This is a genomic window from Psychrobacter sp. JCM 18901, from assembly GCF_000586435.1.
Taxonomy (GTDB): Bacteria; Pseudomonadota; Gammaproteobacteria; order Pseudomonadales; family Moraxellaceae; genus Psychrobacter.
In genome coordinates this window covers 443,401-465,622 of the sequence record NZ_BAWH01000001.1, presented here as the reverse complement: position 1 = coordinate 465,622, position 22,222 = coordinate 443,401, and the positions used below count along the sequence as shown (strand labels likewise).

General features: G+C 44.1%; 13 protein-coding genes and 6 pseudogenes. 10 read left to right on the top strand and 9 right to left on the bottom strand.

The window, feature by feature from the left end; translation table 11 throughout:
• The first annotated feature begins 209 nt into the window (after positions 1-209).
• Positions 210-1,189: pseudogene (locus tag TT11_RS02290) on the top strand (LLM class flavin-dependent oxidoreductase).
• Positions 1,190-1,237: 48 nt separating this feature from the next.
• A complete protein-coding gene (locus TT11_RS02285; protein WP_160021934.1) occupies positions 1,238-1,402 on the top strand; it encodes a hypothetical protein in 165 nt (54 codons plus the stop codon).
• Between the two features lie 108 nt (positions 1,403-1,510).
• Here TT11_RS02285 and TT11_RS02280 read toward each other — a convergent pair whose 3' ends face one another.
• The 5 genes and pseudogenes from TT11_RS02280 to ispF all read right to left on the bottom strand — a co-directional run bounded on the left by TT11_RS02280 (position 1,511) and on the right by ispF (position 6,818).
• On the bottom strand, positions 1,511-2,470 hold the full coding sequence (locus TT11_RS02280) for an AEC family transporter (protein ID WP_101204815.1): 960 nt from the start codon (positions 2,468-2,470) through the stop codon (positions 1,511-1,513).
• A 225-nt stretch (positions 2,471-2,695) separates the two neighbouring features.
• Positions 2,696-4,600 (bottom strand): annotated as a pseudogene (mnmG, locus tag TT11_RS02275) (tRNA uridine-5-carboxymethylaminomethyl(34) synthesis enzyme MnmG); the annotation flags it as partial.
• 341 nt (positions 4,601-4,941) lie between these two features.
• On the bottom strand, positions 4,942-5,580 hold the full coding sequence (locus TT11_RS02270; protein ID WP_261868935.1) for a hypothetical protein: 639 nt from the start codon (positions 5,578-5,580) through the stop codon (positions 4,942-4,944).
• Positions 5,581-5,847: 267 nt separating this feature from the next.
• On the bottom strand, positions 5,848-6,198 hold the full coding sequence (gene grxD / locus TT11_RS02265) for a Grx4 family monothiol glutaredoxin (RefSeq protein WP_057759647.1): 351 nt from the start codon (positions 6,196-6,198) through the stop codon (positions 5,848-5,850).
• Between the two features lie 116 nt (positions 6,199-6,314).
• Entirely contained in the window at positions 6,315-6,818 is a 504-nt protein-coding gene (gene ispF / locus TT11_RS02260) for a 2-C-methyl-D-erythritol 2,4-cyclodiphosphate synthase (protein ID WP_201571428.1), read from the bottom strand.
• Positions 6,819-7,192: 374 nt separating this feature from the next.
• On the opposite strand from ispF, the gene mnmA reads away from it, so the two are divergent.
• Entirely contained in the window at positions 7,193-8,305 is a 1,113-nt protein-coding gene (gene mnmA, locus TT11_RS02255; RefSeq protein WP_370587751.1) for a tRNA 2-thiouridine(34) synthase MnmA, read from the top strand.
• 215 nt (positions 8,306-8,520) lie between these two features.
• Positions 8,521-9,912: pseudogene (gene purB, locus TT11_RS02250) on the top strand (adenylosuccinate lyase).
• A 217-nt stretch (positions 9,913-10,129) separates the two neighbouring features.
• Here purB and TT11_RS02245 read toward each other — a convergent pair.
• Positions 10,130-10,312 (bottom strand): annotated as a pseudogene (locus TT11_RS02245) (NF038104 family lipoprotein); the annotation flags it as partial.
• Between the two features lie 190 nt (positions 10,313-10,502).
• On the opposite strand from TT11_RS02245, the gene TT11_RS02240 reads away from it, so the two are divergent.
• Positions 10,503-11,699, top strand: coding sequence for a cupin domain-containing protein (locus tag TT11_RS02240; RefSeq protein ID WP_261868933.1), 1,197 nt, complete (start codon positions 10,503-10,505; stop codon positions 11,697-11,699).
• 166 nt (positions 11,700-11,865) lie between these two features.
• On the opposite strand, the gene TT11_RS02235 is transcribed toward TT11_RS02240, so the two are convergent.
• From TT11_RS02235 to TT11_RS02225, 3 genes are all read right to left on the bottom strand, one after another.
• Positions 11,866-12,558, bottom strand: a complete 693-nt coding sequence (locus tag TT11_RS02235) for a 1-pyrroline-5-carboxylate dehydrogenase (RefSeq protein WP_057759629.1) — start codon at positions 12,556-12,558, stop codon at positions 11,866-11,868.
• Positions 12,559-12,569: 11 nt separating this feature from the next.
• Positions 12,570-15,833, bottom strand: coding sequence for a bifunctional proline dehydrogenase/L-glutamate gamma-semialdehyde dehydrogenase PutA (putA, locus tag TT11_RS02230; RefSeq protein WP_261868932.1), 3,264 nt, complete (start codon positions 15,831-15,833; stop codon positions 12,570-12,572).
• Positions 15,834-16,570: 737 nt separating this feature from the next.
• Positions 16,571-17,866, bottom strand: coding sequence for an NCS2 family permease (locus TT11_RS02225; protein WP_101204806.1), 1,296 nt, complete (start codon positions 17,864-17,866; stop codon positions 16,571-16,573).
• A gap of 629 nt (positions 17,867-18,495) precedes the next feature.
• On the opposite strand from TT11_RS02225, the pseudogene tolQ reads away from it, so the two are divergent.
• The 5 genes and pseudogenes from tolQ to TT11_RS02200 all read left to right on the top strand — a co-directional run bounded on the left by tolQ (position 18,496) and on the right by TT11_RS02200 (position 22,206).
• A pseudogene (gene tolQ / locus TT11_RS02220) lies at positions 18,496-19,225 on the top strand (protein TolQ).
• Positions 19,222-19,680: pseudogene (gene tolR, locus TT11_RS02215) on the top strand (protein TolR). Before tolQ ends, tolR begins: the two co-directional pseudogenes overlap by 4 nt.
• Positions 19,681-19,768: 88 nt before the next feature.
• A complete protein-coding gene (locus TT11_RS02210) occupies positions 19,769-20,368 on the top strand; it encodes a hypothetical protein (protein WP_261868931.1) in 600 nt (199 codons plus the stop codon).
• 79 nt (positions 20,369-20,447) lie between these two features.
• A complete protein-coding gene (locus TT11_RS02205) occupies positions 20,448-20,777 on the top strand; it encodes a cell envelope integrity protein TolA (RefSeq protein ID WP_261868930.1) in 330 nt (109 codons plus the stop codon).
• A 136-nt stretch (positions 20,778-20,913) separates the two neighbouring features.
• A complete protein-coding gene (locus TT11_RS02200) occupies positions 20,914-22,206 on the top strand; it encodes a translocation protein TolB (protein WP_261868929.1) in 1,293 nt (430 codons plus the stop codon).
• Positions 22,207-22,222 lie beyond the last annotated feature (16 nt).

Sequence of the window (22,222 nt, the reverse complement as noted above, 5' to 3'; positions counted from 1 at the left end):
ATGGTTTATTTATCGCTTATTTTGACAAACGACAACCTTTATAAATACACCTTAATAATTGTTAAGCGAGCTTAAAAACAGAGTTAACTGAATTTGTTATGATTCATTAACAGTGACTAGCGGCACTTGAAACTACCACTGTCTATAAGCATATCAGTAGAAAATAATTTACACACTACTGGAACATTTATGAGTAATAAAATCCCTTTATCTTTTTAGATCTTGCGCCTGTACCTCAAGGCAAAACCATCGCTGAAGGCATCGCCCAAACAGTGGAAACCGCGCAGCAAGCAGAAAAATCAGGCTTAAACCGCTACTGGATGGCAGAGCATCACAATATGCCGGGCATCGCCAGTGCAGCCACCTCAGTACTACTATCGCATATCGGTAGTAAAACCGACCGTATCCGTATTGGTGCTGGCGGCGTTATGCTACCGAACCATGCCCCTCTCGTGATTGCTGAGCAGTTTGGTACTTTGCAGGCATTATATGGTGACCGTGTGGACCTAGGCCTAGGCCGTGCACCTGGTACTGATGGTGCGACGTTTCAGGCACTTCGTCGACAAATGAAAGATGCCGAACGCTTTCCACAAGATGTGCAAGAGCTGATGTATTTCTTAGGTAATGATACAGATGGCAGCCCTGTACAGGCATTCCCTGGCGCAAAATCAGGCATACCGATTTGGATATTAGGCTCTTCTCTATTTGGTGCGACTTTGGCTGCACATTTAGGACTACCTTATGTGTTTGCCTCTCACTTCGCCCCGCAAATGCTTGGGCAAGCAATTGAGGCTTACCGTGAACAGTTTAAACCGTCTGTCTATCTAGATAAGCCTTATGTGATGCTAGCTGCAAACTTATTGCTGGCTGATGATGATGCGACCGCCGAGTATCATTTTACTTCAGCACAGCAGAGTTTTGTACGTCTGCGTCGTGGCGAAACAGGTCAAATGCCTAAGCTACCCACGATATGGACAGTATCTGGAGTCAAGCAGAGAAAATGATGGTAGACAATGCATTGTCAGTATCATTCATTGGCTCTGTCGACACGGTCAAACCAAGACTCGCTGCATTTTTGGCAACCTATCAGCCAGATGAGCTAATTGTGACGGCCAATATCTATGACCAAGCCGCCCGTATCCGTTCACTTGAACTTACACCGGAGCTAAACTTATTTACTTTACAATGAAATGAGACACTTGCATAATTATTGATGAACCTTAACTGGATTTTTGACATGGAAGCAACTCCCATTATCGGTGCATCGCTCATGATTGGCTCATCAATATTTATGTATATCATCGCCTTTCTTGCAGTTATGGCTATCGGTGGTTATTTGACCTATCGTACTAGCCCAAAGCGTAAGCAGCGCCGTGAAGACAAGCGTAATAGTGAACGCTAGATTAATAAAAAGCCCTCTTTCCTTATTTGAAAAGAGGGCTTTTTTAATGCTGTCAAAATTAGATAAGGCGAAAGTACTTGCTTATTTAAAGATAGTATAAAATCTGCATTACATCAATCCAAGGGCACGTAACGTCGCTGCCCCAATCGCCATACCAAACATGCCGACAACAGTGGTAAATGCCAAAATATTAGCCGCTAATACATCATTGCCACCCATTGCTTTTGCCATGACATAGCTGGCTGCAGCTGTTGGTGATGCGACCATCAAAAACAACACCCCCATATGCACGCCTGATAGCCCAAATCCGAGCCCAACAGCGATAGCAATTAATGGTGCAATGACAATTCGCCCAATACTCGCCTGCATAGATAAGCCCGAAGGATGCAACATAGACTTTAGGTTAATACTAGCACCCGCACAGATCAGGGCTAGCGGCAGAGCCACCGCTGCCAGTAAGTCACCAGTGGTATGAATCACCCCTGTAAGTGGTGGCAATGGCAGTGCTTTGTAGACGAATGCCCCAACCAATGCCAAAATTAGAGGATTGGTTAGCAATTTTTTTACGATCATCGTACCGCGACTAATCCATGTGTCATCTACACTTTTGGATACGCGGCTCAAGGTAATGACTGCCAAGATATTAAACAGTATCGTTACCACGCCCATATAGACAGCACCGATACTTAACCCTTGTGCGCCGTAAGCGTTGGCCACGGTTGCAAGGCCAATGATGGCCATGTTGCTACGGAATACGCCTTGTACAAACACACCTTGGTCTTCAGGACGCTTGACGAAGCGTTTGGCATAAAACTCTGCGCCAATAAATAATATAAACGTCACCAAGATACCAACAAGGATAAGCGTAATTTGCTTACCATAATCGACGTCGCTATCAACCACGCTAAAAAACAATAAACACGGCAAGCAATAATTAAAGACAAAACTTGATGCCTGATCGATAAAAGTTTGGCTTGCCTCACCGCGTCGTTGCATAAAAAAACCCAACCACATTAAGGCAAGGTTGGGTAAGACAATGGTAATAGCAAAAACAATAGCATCAATCATAAGTAGACTCAGTTCGGTGACAAGCCCATCAATATATGGACATCAGCGAGACAAATTAACAAGTAGTAAGAAAATTTACTGACCTAGTATAGAGACAAAGTAGCAAGTAGGACAAGGTTACAGGTGACTTTCTTTTAAAACTGACTGTTTTTTTGACAAACAAAAGCCCGTAACGAAATGTCGTTACGGGCTTTTTATACTATAAGTGCTTTATTATAAAAGGCTTTATTGCATAGCTATTATGAGTCCAATGCAGCTTTTGCTTTTTTTATGCTTTTTAACCGTCATCGCCAACAATTGAATGGCAGCAGGGGTTACACCGCTTACGCGTCCCGCTTGAGCTAGCGTCGCAGGACGAACTTGCGTAAGTTTCTGTACTATCTCATTTGATAGTCCTGACACAATACTATAATCAAAGTCTAACGGCAGCGCCGTATTTTCTAGTCGCTTCATTTGATCAATATCTTCTTGCTGACGATCGATATAGCCGGCGTATTTAACAGAAATCTCTATCTGCTCACCCACTTGTGCATCAACAGTTGAGTCCGTGATAGCCGCGATATCAGCAAAATGTATTTGCGGACGCTTTAGCAAATCGAAGGCAGTCGACTCTTTAGACAACACTTCACCTGTTTGCTCAGTCACTTGCTTACCTAAAGCATTAGCAGCGTTGCCCACATATCTTTTAGACGTGAGGTTTCTGTCGCGATAGCTTCCATTTTTTTCTTGATACGCCTGCCAGCGCACATCGTCAACCAAGCCAAGCTTGCGACCTGTTTCAGTCAAGCGTTGATCTGCATTGTCTTCACGTAGCAATAGACGATACTCTGCGCGGCTCGTAAACATACGATACGGCTCGGTAGTACCGTGGGTAATCAAGTCATCGACAAGCACCCCAAGATACGCTTCATCGCGGCGCGGTGTCCACGTGTCAAACTCGCTATTATTAGTAGTGACCAATGCCGCATTGGTACCTGCAAGCAAGCCTTGTACGCCCGCTTCTTCATAGCCTGTCGTACCGTTGATCTGACCCGCAAAGTACAGACGATCAATCGACTTGGTTTCAAGCGTTGGCTTTAGGTTTTGTGGGTCAAAGTAATCATACTCAATCGCATAACCCGGACGAGTAATATGGGCGTTTTCTAAGCCTTTCATACTATGAATAAAATCTAACTGCACATCGAATGGCAAACTGGTCGAGATACCATTTGGATATAGCTCATGCGTGGTCAGACCTTCTGGCTCGATAAAGATCTGATGGTTGTCCTTATCCGCAAAGCGATGAATCTTATCTTCAATCGATGGGCAATAACGTGGGCCTACGCCTTCGATTTTGCCAGAAAACATTGGTGAACGGTCAAGGTTTTCACGGATGATGTCATGAGTACGCGCATTGGTATGGGTTATATAACAATTGACCTGCTCAGGATGCATAGAAACATCACCCATATAACTCATCACTGGCAACGGTGTATCACCTGGTTGTACGGTCATCACGCTAAAGTCAACACTACGTGCATCGATACGAGCTGGCGTACCTGTCTTCAGACGACCAACTGGCAGCTTAAGCTCACGTAAACGATCTGCCAATTTAATAGAAGGCTGATCCCCTGCGCGGCCACCCTTTGAGTTCTCCAAACCGATATGGATAACGCCGCCTAAGAAAGTCCCTGAGGTCAATACGACTGTTTCGGTCTTAAAGATAATACCTGTAGAAGTCACGACTGCGTCGCACGGCCGTTTTCGACCAAGATATCATCAGCAGCTTGTTGAAATATATCCAGATTTGGCTGATTTTCTAACGTATGACGGATAGCCGCTTTGTACAAAATGCGGTCTGCTTGCGCACGCGTGGCACGAACGGCAGCCCCTTTACGGCTGTTTAGTACGCGAAACTGAATACCAGCCTTGTCCGTTGCCAGCGCCATTGCACCGCCTAGCGCATCAATCTCACGTACTAGATGCGATTTACCGATACCACCAATCGCAGGGTTACAACTCATCTGCCCGAGCGTCTCAATATTATGCGTCAACAATAAGGTCTGTGCGCCCATACGTGCAGCCGCTAGTGCAGCTTCTGTACCAGCATGACCACCGCCGATCACTATCACGTCGTAATGTTTTGGGTATTGCATGTGTGCCTCACTTGACTCATAACGCTGCTGATTGCCATATCCTATGTTCAAATAAGAAAACAGGCAGCAAATAAACGTCAGTCGAATTTATAAGAAGATAACGACTCAGATAAGTCGTTCATAATTGGTTAGGGCGTGTTCTTATTTTGAAAATGGTGATAAAAATGAGGTAAATTGCAGTCAAACAAGAAAAATAGCGCAGATAATATCAGGATATTAACCAGCTATTTGACATAGTTTGGCAATATTTAACCATTTTTAGCCCATTCAGATGCTTTTGTTCAGATTAAGGACACGCCCTGAATAACCCATAATTATAACAATTTTTTTTGATACTTAAAAAACGTTAGAACAAAAACTATTAAATTTAAGCAAAAAGTTCTCTACTCTGGTGACTGTCTTGCTAGTTGCCTTACTAATTACTATTTTGATCATCATTTTAGTTATTATTGCCAGGCTAAGCGGTACGATCTGATCTGATTGACCACTAGACAGCATATGATGGCTACCATACCCTTCTGGATTAATCTGTAGATAGGCGTTCATTTGACCAATCGCCTCACCATCATCACTGGCCAAAATCTGCTCTTTGATAAGCTCAACCGGTGGTAATGGTAAGTTTTTAAGCAATGCCAAGCGTTGATGGTTATCACCCTTGTTGACTACCAATTCGATAAGCTGACGGGCATCGATAGGCAAATCTGGTGTGTTCTGTGCCAACAGTGCCAAATGATAAGCACCTGCAGGATCTTGGTCTACAACGATGCGCTGCTCGATAGCCACATATGTTGCTTCAGTTGCACCACCTGCCACACTAAGCTGATGAATACATTTAAGTGCTGAGTATGACTCAGTATTAGCAATCTCAATAATACGTGTCGATTCATTTTTTAAACGTTCACGGCGCTTTTCAATCGCCGCCTGCTCAGCCGCTTCTCTTTGCTCGTTTGACTGTTCGCTGGTTTGGTTATTCATAAAGCTCTCTTACTCATCTGATAATTATTATTTATATCGCTGGTATCTTGGACACTATATGGGGGTAAATCCTATAAAAACAACGAAGCCTAATGACATAGGCGCGCGGAAATAATAATAGGAACAAGAATAGATACGCTACCAACAACACTAATAGCGACAATAAAAAAACCCAAATAGCCATTAAATGACTATCTGGGTTTGCTATGCTCGTATCTTACAAAGGCTAATTAGACATCAAAGACATCCAATTCACACTTTCAAGTATTAAGCAGCAGGGCTGTTTGCTTCAACCAATGGCTTTAGCTCGCCTGATTGATACATTTGCAAGATGATGTCTGATCCACCCATCAACTCGCCATCAATCCATAACTGCGGGAACGTTGGCCAGTTCGCAATTTTTGGCAACGTTGCACGGATTTCTGGGTTTTCTAAAATGTTTACAAACGCAAATGGACGACCAATCTGAGTCAACACTTCGATAGAGCGCGCTGAAAAGCCACACTGTGGAAATTGCGGTGTGCCTTTCATGTAGATAATGACTTTATTGTCACGAATTTGATCACGGATCAATTGTTCAACGTCGTTTGCAGCAGTGTTTGGGGTTTGCTCACTCATAAAAGCTCCTATTGATAAAGCGGTTCATTAAAATGATTATTTATATAAAATAATTGTGTAAAGACGTGGCTGATACATGGGGCGACTGCCGCTGTATTACAAGCACGAATTTCAATCTATGTAGGTTCGACAGCATTAGGGACTAATAATACCACGGCATTGGCCATGATGCCCTCTTGACGACCCGTAAATCCCAATTTTTCAGTCGTGGTCGCTTTTACACTGATATTGCTAATATCTGTTTGTAAGTCGCTAGCGATATTAGCGCGCATTGCTGGATTATGCGGCGCTAACTTTGGACGCTCGCACATTACCGTAATATCAGCATTACCTAGGCTATAACCAGCCTCTTGCACTTTACTATAAACATAACGCAGCAATACTCGTGAATCCAATCCAGCATGTGCCGCATCGGTATCGGGAAAATGCTGCCCGATATCGCCAAGTGCTAAAGCACCAAGAAGCGCATCAGCCAGTGCGTGCAAGACTACGTCCCCATCAGAGTGTGCGAGCAAACTGTGAGTATGCTCAATAGGCACGCCCGCTAGAATGACATATTGTTGCTGCTGACCATTATTATGAAAAGCATGAACATCGATACCTTGACCAATTTTTATCATTATTATTCCAAGATGAGTTAAAGGTGATTAAAATAATTCAAAACCACTATCTGAATTTTCAAAGTGGTTTTACTGGTAGCCAGACACCATCGGTCGCCACCAGTTTCAATTAACTGGTATAATATGACGTTTATTTTATCATAATACCAGATCCAAAAGACAAGCTGACGTTGTTGTGCTGAGACTACCTATTGTAGTGATTGCATAACACTTGGCGTCGGCATGTACTTTGGATAACGTATAAATAGTTGAGCCGTTTTATGTCAGCCATACAAAATACCTCAAGCACAACCGTTTCTGAGTCTTTTAATGCTCATCGCCCTTTAACACTTGCTGATGTCGAAAATCCTAGCACCAAGCATGTGATTGTCGGTATGTCAGGCGGGGTCGATTCTTCTGTATCAGCCGTATTACTTCAACAGGCAGGCTTCAAGGTCGAAGGCCTGTTTATGAAGAACTGGGAAGAAGATGACGGTACCGAATACTGTACAGCGATGGATGATCTAGCAGACGCGCAAGCCGTATGTGACAAAATCGGTATAAAGCTGCACACGGCCAACTTTGCTATGGAATACTGGGATCGCGTATTCGAGCACTTTTTGGCAGAATATAAAGCAGGACGCACTCCAAACCCTGATATCTTGTGCAATAAAGAAATTAAGTTTAAGGCGTTTTTGGACTATGCGTTGACCCTTGGGGCAGATTATATCGCGACCGGTCACTACACGCGCCGCAGTGTGAACTATACCAATGCCGAAGGTGAAGAGGTTGCGCAGCTCTTACGCGGTCTTGATAATAATAAAGACCAAAGCTATTTCTTACATGCGGTTGGCGGTGACAAAATCGCCAAAACGCTATTCCCAGTTGGTGAGCTTGAAAAGCCAGTGGTACGTCAGATCGCTGAAGAGCATGACCTAGCGACGGCTAAAAAGAAAGACTCTACAGGCATTTGCTTTATTGGTGAGCGCCGTTTTAAAGACTTCTTACAGCAATATCTGCCTGCCCAAAAAGGCGAGATACTTACTGATGATAATAAAGTCATCGGTACTCATGATGGCCTCATGTATTACACATTGGGTCAGCGCGGCGGCATCGGCATTGGCGGCGTTAAAGACCGTGTAGAGGCACCGTGGTTTGTATTGGCAAAAGATTTAGAGAAAAATCGTTTAATCGTCGGTCAAGGGCATGAACATCCAATGCTAATGAGCAACGAGCTAAAAGCCTATAAGCTCGATTGGATTGATGGTTTACCACCTGCGGATGTGTTTAGCGACGAAGGTCTAGCTTGTATGGAAAAGTCTCGCTATCGCCAGCCAGATCAAGCGTGTCGCGTATTTGCGACCAACGTTGATGGCAGCGAAGTGCGTGTGGTATTTGATGAGCCACAGCGCGCCGTCACCCCTGGTCAGTCAGCGGTATTTTATATCGATGAAGTATGTCTAGGCGGCGGCGTGATTGAATCTATCGATGCACCTTGCGGATTTTAATTGATTCCTAAGACCCAACTTAAGGCACAGATGTTGATGCAGTAAATAGATTGATTTTAACGGGCGTCAACATCGCTTTATTTGCATAGACCGCTTTTTTTAATATCATATTTCTGCTATATTACGCGCAACGATTTCGACGTCGTTTATTATATGGTAATTTTTTTATCTAGACTCTTGCAGTTTTTTTATTTCATAACTACTGAGGCATAACCATGACCCCACTTACCGCTCTCTCTCCAATTGATGGCCGTTACGCATCAAAGGCTGACAGTTTACGTCCTTATTTATCTGAATTTGGTCTAATCAAAGCTCGCGTTACGGTAGAGATTCGCTGGTTGCAGTCTTTAGCTGACAACAGCGCAATTGGTGAATTAGCAGCATTTGATGACCAGACCAACGCTTTTTTTGAATGCAATCGTTGATGACTTTAGCGAAGCAGATGCTCAAGCTATCAAAGACATCGAAGCGACGACCAATCATGATGTAAAAGCGGTTGAGTACTTTATCAAAGACAAGTTCCGTGGTCAGGATGCCTTGATTGACTCACTTGAGTTCATTCACTTTGCTTGTACCAGTGAAGACATTAATAACCTATCGTATGCATTGATGCTCAAAGACAGCCGCGAGCTGGTCGTTGCGAAAATGCAGCAAGTGACTGATAGCATCGTCGACTTATCTATTGCTCATGCTGATCAGCCAATGCTATCACGTACACATGGTCAGACAGCCAGTCCAACGACATTGGGTAAAGAGATGGCAAACGTGGCCTACCGCCTAGCCCGTCAAATCAAGCAAATCAATCAAGTAGAGCTATTAGGTAAAATCAATGGCGCCGTTGGTAACTATAATGCGCATTTTTCAGCGTATCCTGACGTCGACTGGCAGAGCCATGCTGAAGCGTTTATCAATCAGCGTCTTGAGCTAACATTTAACCCTTATACGACTCAAATCGAGCCACACGACTATATCGCTGAGTTGTTTGATGCCGTTAAGCGCTTCAATACCATCTTGATCGATTTTAACCGTGATATCTGGCAATATATTAGCTTAGGCTATTTCAAACAGCGCCTAAAAGACGGTGAAGTTGGCTCTTCTACCATGCCGCATAAAGTTAATCCAATTGACTTTGAAAACTCTGAAGGTAACTTAGGCGTTGCCAACGCTATGCTGGCACATTTGGGTGAGAAGTTACCAATTTCACGTATGCAGCGTGACCTATCGGACTCAACGGTATTGCGTAATATCGGTGTTGGCCTAGCACAGAGCATGATTGCTTTTGATGCTTGCCTAAAAGGTGTAGGTAACTTGAGCTAAATGCACAGCGTTTAAATGATGACTTGAATCAAGCGCAAGAAGTGTTGGCAGAGCCGATTCAAACGGTCATGCGTCGCTATCGTGTTGAAAACCCATACGAGAAGCTAAAAGCCTTGACTCGTGGTAATGCCATGACTCGTGAAGCCATGCTAACCTTTGTCGAAAGCGATGAGCTATCGGCAGTTAGTGATGCGGATAAAGAACGCCTACGTGCATTGACGCCTGCTACTTATATCGGTAATGCCGCTGAGCAAGCACGCGCTATTAAAGAATGGATTTCCAAGCTTTAATAACTGATAAGAGCATACTAATAATAAGATCGGACTAGAAAGGTAGGAGCGCCTAGTATTATTTACTCGCTCCTATCTTGCTAGCACTTTTATCTTATTCAGTTGTTATCTTAATAGCTATTATCTGAATAACTAGCAACCTTACTTTGAACGCTATGATTGTTTTTGATTCGATTGCTTTTGATTCAAAACCCATAGTCGATAAGTAAGGTTTTATTTTTTTATCATCATCGTCATCACTGTCACCCGGTATGATGGCTTTACCTACAGCAACGGTTCCTTTGACCACGCCTTTGGTAGTTTTGTAAGCGATTTTTGCGGGTACTGTGACGATTTTATGGACACAGGCTTGTAGCAAAAACACGCTAGCGATGATGACAACAAAATGCAGCTTTTTCATAACGTTCCTAAGATTGAGTGGATGCTCTGATGACAGCTATTATTTTGATAATCGTTATTGCTTATATGTACTATATAAACGTCACCAAAATAATAGACATCAAATAGATGACAATCTTAAACTATTAAAACCTTCCTATAAAGCATCCCTTATTATTAATCTTGTACACCGCCAAAATATGGATTTATCAATGACTTCTATTCCTCTTTGTTTACCCGACTCTATCACGCCTGAGCAATTCTTATCTGAATACTGGCAAAAGAAGCCACTGCTTATCAAGCAAGGGTTGCCACAGCTAATTGACATGTTTGAACCAGATGACATGATTGGTCTTGCGCTTGAAGAAGATGCTAGCGCAAGACTGCTGACTCAAGCAGCCAGTAAGAAAGAAGGTCAGGCACAGTGGCAACTTAAAAAAAGCCCACTGAATGAAACGGATTTTGAAAACTTACCAGAGCAATGGACCGTATTGGTACAGAATCTTGAGCAATGGTCACCAGAGCTTGGCCAGTTGTGGCAAGCGTTTAACTTTATTCCACAATGGCAGCGCGATGACATCATGGTATCTTACGCACCAGCAGGTGGTTCGGTTGGTAAGCATTATGACGACTACGATGTGTTTTTGGCACAAGGCTATGGCTCTAGACGTTGGCAGTTGGGCAAATTCTGTGATGACCAGACAGAGTTTGTTGCTGATGAGCCTTTACGCTTGTTCGACAACATGGGCGAGCTTATTTTTGATGAAATACTAGAAGCGGGTGATGTGCTTTATGTACCGCCTAAATTATCACATTTCGGTGTGGCACAAGATGACTGTTTGACTTTCTCGTTTGGTTGCCGCCGTCCAAACCTGATGCAAATCATCGATAGTGTGGCCGATATTGCGACTAACGACAGCAAGCTATTTATCCCGATGCTACTACCGCAAGCGCTACAAGCGTCAGGTGAATTGCAAGCAGATAGTATTGCCGCTATCAAGGCGCAATTACTAGAGATGCTACAATCTGATCGCGGTGATGATATGATTCGCCAAGCAGTTTCTGAAGTAGTTAGTAAACGCCAATATGATGCGCTGATGCCAGAAGAGACGTTAGATACCGATGAGCTAATACAGGCCCTATCAGAAGGGGCCACATTGCAGGCGGACTATAGCAACCGCCTACTCTATAGCCAGACCGATGATGGCACTGTACTGTATGCTAATGGTCAACGTATCGATGGGCTTGATGAATCGGCGATAGCAGTACTAGTACGCTTGGCCAATGGTGAAGCATTACAACATAGCGACGTCACCGATGTTGATGCAGATGATTTGAGCGAATGGCTAGAGAACGGCTGGGTATGGTTGATATTGCTGAATAACATCCTGTCATCAGGCTTCAGTTAAACAGCATAAACAAAAAAAACCGCTATCTGATAATTACTCAGATAGCGGTTTTTCTTATACATCTTATGCAATCAATAGTTTGGTAGTTATAGCGCTACCAAACACCGCTTAGCCTTTATAAAAGTTGATATAAAAGCGAAGCGGATTCGTAATTAATGCAGTGATTCTACTCTGTACCAAGCTCAAGCAAGCTCGCGTTACCACCGATTGCTGTGGTATTGATAGTCTTGACTCGCTCAGTGACAAAACGATGTAGGTAGTCAGGCGTTAGCATTTCTGACAAGCCTTCCATATCAGTAACACTAATAACCTGCGTCAAAATACCGTCAGTATTGGCAAGCTCTTGACTGACGGCTTGCACTTCGCTGCGGCTACCAGAGACAGCCACTTGCGCTAGACGATCGATATATAAAAGTGTCACAGTTTGCGAATCATTAGCCACACTTAATACATCTTCGCTGATACCTGTGTCGTGCAGTATCTTAGCAGCTTCATTACACATCTCATCTTGGCTCGGGCAATGCAATATAACTTCATTACCTGTTAGGAGTGCCGCGATAAGCTGACCTAATACTGCCATGGCTCTAGCAGTTTCGCCGCCGATGACCATCGTCTTACCACGACCAGTCACATACAAGTCATTTGACTCGCCTGTCGCACCTGTCATACGATGCATCTCATCCAAGCTAGGCGCAGCGCTCAACAAATGGTTGAATAAACGCTTTGCTTTATTGGCGTCACCAGTGAGCAATGCCAGCTTTGGAATGGCTGCTTGTAGATACGTTGCGCGGTTGACTGCGCCGAGTAATCGCCAAGATTCACAAACCTGGGCATGATTTTTTTTGAATTCAGTCGCCATGTTGCTACTCCTTATGCGAGTTCTGTTTGAGTGGTAGTTTGGGTTTCAGTCGCTGTCATATAAGCAGCTGACTGTTCAGCGTTGACTGTTTCTGAGCTAAGTTGCATCAGACGCGCGACATAGTGCGGGCCACCAGCTTTAGGGCCAGTACCTGACAGACCACAACCACCAAATGGCTGTACGTTTACGACCGCGCCGATTTGGTTACGGTTGATGTAAGTGTTACCGACAAAGGCACGGCGCTCAATGTGCTCAACAGTATTTTCGATACGGCTATGAATACCTAGAGTCAAACCAAAGCCTGTATTGTTGATGGCATCAATCAGCTTATTCAAATCACGCGCTTGATAACGTAGTACGTGTAGGATTGGGCCAAAGTGCTCACCACCGATCACATCGATGCTCTTCACTTCGATTGCGGTTGGCAGTACAAAGGTAGACTTCTCTTGACTGACGACTGAGCTTGAGCTCATCGGCGTCTGTGCCAAAATAGTAGCAGTCGGCTCAGCACTCATACGTTCGATGTGCGCCTCTAAACCATGCTTAGCATCCGCATCAATCACTGGACCTACATCTGTCGCAGCATATAGAGGATTACCTACAGACAGCTCAGCCATATTACCTTGCAACAGCTCGATTAAATCATCCGCCATTTCTTCTTGTACGCACAATATGCGACAAGCTGAACAACGCTGACCTGCTGAACCAAATGCTGATAGTACCGCATCTCTAACGACTTGCTCTGGCAATGCTGTTGAGTCAACGATCATCGCATTTTGACCGCCAGTCTCAGCGATAAAGACAGGCAATTCGCCACTGGTTTGTGCATGGTCGTTTAGGCTTTGGTTAATACGTTGGGCTGTTTGAGTAGAGCCTGTGAATATCACCCCTGCGATATTGTCAGCAGCCGTCAAAGCACCACCTACCTCGCCTGCGCCAATGACTAATTGCAATGCTTCTGCAGGTATACCCGCTTGATACATCAACTGGGCACCAAAGTGAGCTACCAAACTGGTTTGTTCAGCAGGTTTCGCTACTACCGTGTTACCTGCAGCAAGTGCAGCTACAATCTGTCCCGTATAGATAGCCAATGGGAAGTTCCATGGACTGATACAAACGAAAGTGCCACGTGCTTTATACACTTGACGAGACTGCTTACCAGCCAAGTCTGTGAACTCATGTACGACGTCATCTAGACGCTCTGCTTCGTCAGCATAGAAACGACAGAAATCAACGGCTTCTTTGATTTCATCGATACCATCCTGCATGGTTTTGCCCGCTTCAACTTGGCATAGTGCCATTAGTTCAGCGTAGTTCTCTTCGTATAGCTCAGCAATCTTACGTAATATTTCAGCACGCTTAGCAGCTGGTACATTTTTCCATACATCTTGACCAGCAACAGCAACGTCAATCGCTTGGCGAGCCACTTCAGCGTTGGCATAAGTTACTTTACCAGCACTAACTTCATGGTTCCAAGGCGCAAGTACAGTCTGCTTATCAAGCTGATTCGTTTGACCATCTACTTCATAGGTATCAACAGCTTTACCATTAATGATAGAGGTTGCTGACCATGTCTTATGCAGATGGCTATCAATAGCTGATTTGAACGGCAACCATTGTGACTCTACAAAGATATTAGGGCCAAAACTTGCACGGCGTTCACCGTAAATCTCTAACGGTAACGGGATGTCTGGATTGTGCAATGTTGCATTACCAAGTAGCTTGTCGTATGGATGCACCGTTAGCTTTTCAATTGGGTAAGATTTGTCTAGCAACTGATGAACAAACGAGCTGTTGGCACCGTTCTCAAGCAAGCGGCGTACCAAGTACGGTAGCAAGTCTTTATGCGCGCCCACCGGAGCATAGATACGTACAGGAATCTCATAAGCTTGCAAAATATGATCATAAAGCGCATCGCCCATGCCGTGCAGACGTTGGAATTCAAAATCTCTATGTGCAGTCATGGTCATGATTGAAGACAGTGTATGCGCATTATGCGTGGCAAACTGTGGCCAGATTAGGCCGCGCAGATGGTCTGATAATAAGAAGCGCGCACAAGCAAGGTATGCAGTATCCGTACCTTCTTTACGTGTCCAAACTGGATAGCCTGATAGACCTTTTTGCTGAGCAAGTTTGATCTCAGTATCCCAGTAAGCGCCTTTTACTAGGCGTACTGGAATACGATCACCGACTTCAGTAGACAAACGAGCAAGCCACGCTAATACAGCGATTGCGCGTTTAGAGTACCCTTGTACAACGATACCTAAACCATCCCAGTCCGCCGTTAAATTATCGCGGTACAAAGACTCAAACAGTTTTAGAGAAATCTCAAGGCGATCTGCTTCTTCAGCATCAATACTGATATCGACATTGACTTCACGTGCCGCTTCAATCAATAGCAGGCAGCGCTGACGCAATAAGCCCATTACTTGCGCTTCTTGCGTGGCTTCATAGCGAGGATGCAGTGCTGATAATTTGATAGACACTGACGGCTTTGGCATGCCTTCTTTGACTTTTACGTTCGCCGTGGCTCTGATCGCATGTAGATAGTCGTTGAAGTATTTTTCCGCATCTTTATGCGTGATGGCCGCTTCGCCTAACATATCAAATGAATAGGTATAGCCTCTGTTACGATATGGCTGGCTGTTTTTATTGGCGTCTTCGATGGTCTCGCCTAATACAAACTGATGACCCATGATACGCATGGCTTTTTGCATCGCACTGCGAATGACAGGCTCACCCATCTTCTTAGTCATGCGATCCAAGAAACCTGATGCCGTGGTACTGCTGTCAATACTGACAACACGACCGGTCATCATCATGCCCCAAGTAGAGGCATTGACCATAAACCCATTATCATTTTTAATGTGCTTTTTCCAGTCGGCTACACTCATTTTGTCATGAATCAACGCATCAGCTGTGTAATTATCTGGTACACGAATCAAGGCTTCTGCCAAACTCATCAGCAAGATACCTTCTTGAGTATCAAGGCTATATTCAAGCAGCAATGAGTCAACCATCTTGACGGCTTTACCATCATTACGCACGTGCTCGACCAGTTTGCGCGTTTGCTCAGCAGCAGCATCGCGTTCTTCTATACTGGGTTTGGCAAGTGGCAATAACTCAGACAACCAACGTTCTTCATCAGCGCTATATAGCGGCGAAATACGCTTATTTAGCGCTTCTGCTGACTGGGCGAGATACTCAGGCGACAGCATATCAACAGGATTAAACAAGATCGGCTCTTGCGGGGTAAACTGGTCTACTGGGTTCATAATAACTCCATAACTATCGTTTAAAAACCATAATAAATGGTGCTTTAGGAAGTCTGATCGTCCTGTATAACTGCTCATAACCGCTATCAAAAAAATAGTGGTTATTGACGGATATTCACAGCAATAATCAAAAGACCAAACGGCGCCATCACAAAACTAAAAATCCAGCATAGGCTGGAGACGGTTAAGTAGGTCGTTCGACTGTTAAACGGGCTACGTTAACAATACAAAGGCAACAACGAAAAGCTAAGCGGCATTAGTGCCTTCTTCTTGTTAGTAGTGAAAGGAGTGTGATGACCAAATATCGCCTTATTGAACCGAAAAATCGCTCTAATAATCACAAATCTGTCATCTTTGGTGATGCTAATTCACTGTAAGAAAAACCTCTACGGCGTTGATTGAGGTGATGCGCTTAACTCGGCTATAATATCACGAAAGTTTTTTTCAAACTAACGAAATTTATTATTTTCATAAATTAATATATATCTAAATAACAATAACTTACAAGCACTTTATTGGCCATGACGCTTTGGTTACGTTTTTTTGTTTACTATTGCCTATAGTTTGGCATCACCCTACTTAATACTGGTATCAGAAATACTAAACATTAATGCCAAAGATACTGAGCTCAAATTAAGACCATAGTCTTATAATGCTGACAAAAAAACCTCCTTATCATCAGCTGATAAGGAGGGTTTCTTGTTTAAGACACTATCAATGTCTTATCACGCCTTGCATTATAAGAAAATAATCTTGAACAACAATATAGCAGTCAAAATCCAGACAGCGATACTGATATCTGCAAACTTGCCTGCAATTGCTTTTACAGCCGTGAAGGTAATAAAACCAAGTGCGATACCATCAGCGATAGAGTATGTAAGCGGTGTGAATAGCAATACCACGACCACTGGTGCCGCTTCTGTTAAGTCGCTCCAGTTAATGTCCTTTAGAGTACCCATCATAAGTACGGCTACATAAAAGATAGCGCCAGCCGTTGCATAAGCTGGAATCATACCTGCTAGTGGCGAGAAGAAGATACTGAACAGGAATAACACACCTACCGTAACAGCCATCAAGCCTGTACGGCCACCTGAGGCGATACCAGAGATACTCTCAATATAACTGGTCGTCGATGAAGTACCCAGTAAAGAACCTGCTACTGTCGCTGTTGAATCAGCGAGTAGTGCCTTGCCCATGTTCGGGATATTGCCATCTTTGTCCGTTAGTTTTGCTTGGCTAGTGGTAGCAATCAAAGTACCAGCAGTATCAAATAAATCGACAAATAAGAAAGCAAAGATAACACTAATCATGCCCACATCAAATGCACCAGCAATGTCTAACTGCATAAGCGTCGGTGCAATAGAAGGCGGTGAAGAGATGATACCTGTGAACTGCGTATAGCCCATTAATAAGCTAATCAGTGCAACCAATAAAATACCAATGGTTACCGCACCTGGGACTCTCTTATAAGACAGGCCAATGATAACAACAAAACCTAATGAAGCCATGACAGGACCAAATGATGTCATGTCACCAAGGCCAACTAAGGTTGCATCATGATTGACGATGATGCCTGCGCTTTGCAATGCAATAAACGCCAAGAACGCACCAATACCAGCGACTACGCCGTTTTTGAGAGACGTTGGAATGGCATTAATGATTGCTTCACGAATCTTGAATAGACTCAATAGTACGAAGATACAACCAGACAAGAACACCGCACCTAACGCTGTCTGCCATGCGTAGCCCATACCAAGCACCACACCATAGGTAAAGAAGGCATTAAGACCCATACCTGGTGCGAGCGCAACTGGTAGTCGGGCGTAGATACCCATGATGAAACAACCTACTGCTGCTGCTATACAGGTCGCTACAAATACGGCCCCTTTATCCATACCTGCATCGGCTAAGACGTTAGGGTTGACAAAGATAATATAAGCCATCGTCAAGAACGTGGTTATACCAGCGATGATTTCTGTTTTGATCGTGGTATTTTCACCATTAATCCCAAAATAGCGTTCAATTGCATTCATAAGTGTCGCCCCCGACTGGCTAATAAAAAGTCATCATTACCTAAAATTGAACATGACCTCAGCGAAAAAAATAACGATGCCACAATAAGAATAATGTAGTAACAAAGCGTAACATATTAGACCAGTTATCTTACAAACTCAATCGTTGATAATGTCTATCTCGTACAAAATAGGATTTTGAGAGACTTCAAGACTATCGGTCAGAAAAGCCACATGAAAAGCTATATATAGTCATGCTGCTCGACGCTATTCGAAAAACTACTTTCTACTCGTCATTGAGGAAATATTCGGTTTGAGTCATAAGTTTTAGGTAGTAAGTATTTGCTCGGTCATTATTCATGTTATCCAACTAACTATTGAATGAATCAATAGCAGCCCAACCAAATAGTCGTTTAACACATTAATAATGACCTTTCTCTCATTTAGAAGTAAACTAGGGGGTTATTATACCGATACCTAAATCGCGATACTTACCGTTGCAGTATTTTTCTAAGCACAGTTACAAATTTTTAGTGAAGAAACGTGCTGCGTATTAAATAATAAAAAGTAAATAGTGTTTGTTTAGGGGTTGTCTGGTTCGGATACCACTATTCCAGCCAGCTGTTATCAATTATCCGTGAGTCCATTACATGCCTGAATCATTAAATATTATTGATCTTATTACCCAAGCCAGTCTATTGGTACAGATTGTGATGGCGTTATTGCTATTAGCTTCTTTGCTCAGCTGGGTTATTATCTTTCGCATGAGTGCTCGACTTGGTACAGCCAAAAACTTTGATCAACAATTTGAGACTTGGTTTTGGTCAGGCGAAGACTTGGCCAAACTATATCAAGGCATTCAAGGCTCTCCTGATCGTCAGGGACTTGAGCAGATTTTTTTATGTGGGCTTTTCAGAATACCTAAGAATGCATAAAAAGCGTCAACCTAAAGACGACATTATCGATGGTGTTGAACGCAAGCTACGCGTCGGCCTAGGTCGCCAGCAGCAATTGCTAGAGTCGGGACTGACGACGCTAGCCAGCATTGGCTCCGTTGCTCCGTACATCGGATTGTTCGGAACCGTTTGGGGCATTATGAATGCCTTTTTGGGACTGTCTCAAACTGAGCAAGCTACCCTCGCCTCTGTCGCTCCCGGTATCGCCGAAGCACTGATTGCCACAGCCATGGGTTTGTTTGCCGCTATCCCTGCGGTATTGGCATACAACCACTTCACAGCAAAATCGAGCCAACTATATGACTCGCGTGCCTTATTTTGTGATGAGATGACGGGCATGCTGCAGCGTGAGACCAGCGTAAGCGTACAAACACCTATTAGCAAAGAAACCCAAGTTAATGCAGGTCAGGTGACAGGGCTATGAAACCAAACCCCTACGGCCGTGAGAAAAAAAGCCCTTAATGCAGAAATGAACGTCGTTCCTTACATTGACGTCATGCTGGTGCTACTGGTGATATTTATGGTGACAGCGCCGATGCTGATTACAGGCGTCGATGTTGATTTGCCAAAAGAACAAACCAATACCATGAGTCAAAGCCAATTACCTGTGATTGTCTCGTTGACTGACAAGGGTGATATTTTTATCAGTTATGAAAGCAATGTTGACGTGCCTGTAAGTGAGCCTGAGCTGATTAATACATTATCTACCTACAGTCTCAGAGCGATAATAGTAATGCTGAGCCAGTACAGGTGATGATCAATGCCGATCAAAACAATCAGTATGGTGCCATCATGACGCTCATGGCAACTTTGCAGCAAGCAGGTATCGAAAAAGTTGGATTACTGACCGGTGCGCCTCTACCCACGCCTTCTTTATAGTGATAAATATCCTTTAGTAAACGTTTCATATCATAATAGCTAATCCTAGTAATCAATCTGACAAATCACGTTCATGAGTATCCTTACCATGCATAATGCTCCTGCCGTCTATGTACCTACCGAACCAGAAAGCAACGGCCTAACATTGCCTACGTTGCTAAGCTTACTGGCGCATGGCCTTGTCATTGGCATACTGGTTTATAACTATCAAACCACTGAAGTTGAGACTGCTGGTAGTATTGAGACGGTCATGGTATCTCCCGAGCAACTTGCTGAAATGCAAGGACAAATACTGGCCAACCGTGCAGCAGCTAGCGCAATGCAGATGGATAGCAGCACTAGCGACTCGTCCAGTAGTGCTCAGCCAGAAGTGTCTGGCAGTAGCGTCAGTGCTCAAAATCCAAGTCAGTCAAGCTCTCAGCGCGTGCCTGTATTTACACGATCTGAGGAGCCAGCTGGTCAACCTATACTTATGAGTGAAGACCATCAACAACGTCTGCTTGAGCAAAATCAAGAGTATGAGCGCAAAATGGCTGAGTGGGCAGCACAACTAGACGAATCCGCTATGGAAGAGCTTGACCAAGTCGATCAAAGCAAACGCGACCAGCTCATAGAAGAACAAAAAAAGGCTGGGAGAGTTTCGTCAAAAGCAAAACAATCCACCAAAGATAAAACGTCCCACTGCTAGCGATCGAAATATTGAGATTGATACTGCTGGCTCTGGCAATGCAGGGAAAACCTTTAACCTATCAGATGGGCAGTCTACTATGTCTGGTGATACGTCAACCTCTAGTACGTCCAAGGGCAGTAGCCGCTCTGCATCCAGTGGCAGTCGCGGTGCCAGCAACAGCGAAATCATCAATTTAATCAAGCGCAACTATACGCCGCCTACCGCCGCGCGGGGTTCTACTCAACGCGCCACCCTGACCATCACTGTCAATGCAAATGGCGATGTGATCAATGTGACTGCCTCTGGACCTGATAGCACGGTCAACGAAGCGGCAAGACAAGCGGTACTCAATACTGGCAGCCTCCCGATTGATGCTGATGACCCTAAATACCCGACTTTTACCATACAGTTTAAAGGCAGCAATTAATCAGTTGCTAGGTCCTTATAATATTGGTAACGTGACGTTAAGCGGCTTGTCTCGCATAGGTTGCTGCCTCATCTAGATGCTTGTCTCATTAAATAAAAAATGAATATCATACTAATTTTAGGAGCTCCACTTACTTATGCGTACCCACAAAAAACTACTAGTATCGTTACTCGCTAGCACTTCAGCATTGCTGGTATCGCAAAGCGTGCTCGCTGCACCTGTTGTACTAGAACTGGACTATGAGATTCCTGTTCAGCAAAACCAAGTCGCGTTTGTATCGTTTGCGGGTGACTCTGTCTTATCACCGATTATATTAAATGACTTGAGTAAAACCGAGCTAAAAGTAGCCCATCAAGATCTACCACAGCAGCCGCACAGCAGTAAAGAGCTGACAGGTACATTACCCGTTTGGCAAAGCATGGGCATACCGTATCTGGTTGTCGGCAGTACGCGTACCAATCGTGGTAAAATAATCACCGATTATGAAGTCATCGATGTCAAATCTGGTCGTGTGATAGAAGGCAAGCAAAGCCTAACCGCCGACAATAATAGGGAAAGTATGCGTTATGCCGGTCATGTCATCGCAGACAAAGTGTACGAGCTGATTACTGGTATTCCAGGAGACTTCTCAGGACACATTGCTTATATTGAGGAAACAGGGACTGGCAAGCAAAAGATCTCTCGTCTCAAAGTGATGGACGCTGATGGCGAAAATGCTAGAACCATTACTGAAGTCGCAGGCTCTATTTTTTCACCAGCATGGTCGCCTGATGGCAATCGTATCGCCTACTCAATACAGCGTGAAAAATCATATCCTATCATCTACGTACAAAACGTCAGTGGCGGCAGCGCAACTACTCTGACGCCTTTTTCAGGTAGCAACCTAAGCCCTTCGTTCTCTCCTGATGGCAGCAAGATATTATTCTCTAGTAGTTTTGAAGGTAGCGCTGATATCTATGAAATAAGCGCTAGCGGTGGCACACCTAGAAGGCTCACTAATTTACCGAGCAGTGAAGTACAACCAAGCTATGCACCAGACGGCAAATCTTTCGTTTTCGTCAGTGATAAAACTGGCTTTAATAAGCCGCAAGTCTATCGCTACGAGTTTGCTACGGGACAAACGACTAAAGTGTCAAACGGTGGTTATGCAACCAGTCCGCAGTTTAGTAGTGACGGTACACAAATTGCCTTTTTGAGTGGACGCTCAGCGGCTATTATGAATAGTAATGGTGCTATCACTACCAATCTTGGCAATACAGGTATTGATGAAGCACCCAGCTTCTCACCAAACGGTAAACGCGTGGTCTACGCCTCGACCCAAGGCGGCAAAGGGGTGCTGACCATCAAATCTCTCAATGGTGGCGAAGCGTTTGGTAAATCAGGGCAAGGCGTTATCCGCTCACCCGTATGGTCATCAAGCCCAAAGTAGCAATTTTGGTTATAGT

What these genes read in the sequence shown, in the direction of transcription:
- mnmA (WP_370587751.1), top strand. Translation starts at nt 7,193, where the DNA reads ATGTCAGGCGGGGTCGATTCTTCTGTATCAGCCGTATTACTTCAACAG.
- ispF (WP_201571428.1), bottom strand. Translation starts at nt 6,818, where the DNA reads ATGATAAAAATTGGTCAAGGTATCGATGTTCATGCTTTTCATAATAAT.
- TT11_RS02285 (WP_160021934.1), top strand. Translation starts at nt 1,238, where the DNA reads ATGGAAGCAACTCCCATTATCGGTGCATCGCTCATGATTGGCTCATCA.
- TT11_RS02235 (WP_057759629.1), bottom strand. Translation starts at nt 12,558, where the DNA reads ATGGCGACTGAATTCAAAAAAAATCATGCCCAGGTTTGTGAATCTTGG.
- TT11_RS02210 (WP_261868931.1), top strand. Translation starts at nt 19,769, where the DNA reads ATGCATAATGCTCCTGCCGTCTATGTACCTACCGAACCAGAAAGCAAC.
- putA (WP_261868932.1), bottom strand. Translation starts at nt 15,833, where the DNA reads ATGAACCCAGTAGACCAGTTTACCCCGCAAGAGCCGATCTTGTTTAAT.
- TT11_RS02205 (WP_261868930.1), top strand. Translation starts at nt 20,448, where the DNA reads ATGTCTGGTGATACGTCAACCTCTAGTACGTCCAAGGGCAGTAGCCGC.
- grxD (WP_057759647.1), bottom strand. Translation starts at nt 6,198, where the DNA reads ATGAGTGAGCAAACCCCAAACACTGCTGCAAACGACGTTGAACAATTG.
- TT11_RS02200 (WP_261868929.1), top strand. Translation starts at nt 20,914, where the DNA reads ATGCGTACCCACAAAAAACTACTAGTATCGTTACTCGCTAGCACTTCA.
- TT11_RS02240 (WP_261868933.1), top strand. Translation starts at nt 10,503, where the DNA reads ATGACTTCTATTCCTCTTTGTTTACCCGACTCTATCACGCCTGAGCAA.
- TT11_RS02270 (WP_261868935.1), bottom strand. Translation starts at nt 5,580, where the DNA reads ATGAATAACCAAACCAGCGAACAGTCAAACGAGCAAAGAGAAGCGGCT.
- TT11_RS02225 (WP_101204806.1), bottom strand. Translation starts at nt 17,866, where the DNA reads ATGAATGCAATTGAACGCTATTTTGGGATTAATGGTGAAAATACCACG.
- TT11_RS02280 (WP_101204815.1), bottom strand. Translation starts at nt 2,470, where the DNA reads ATGATTGATGCTATTGTTTTTGCTATTACCATTGTCTTACCCAACCTT.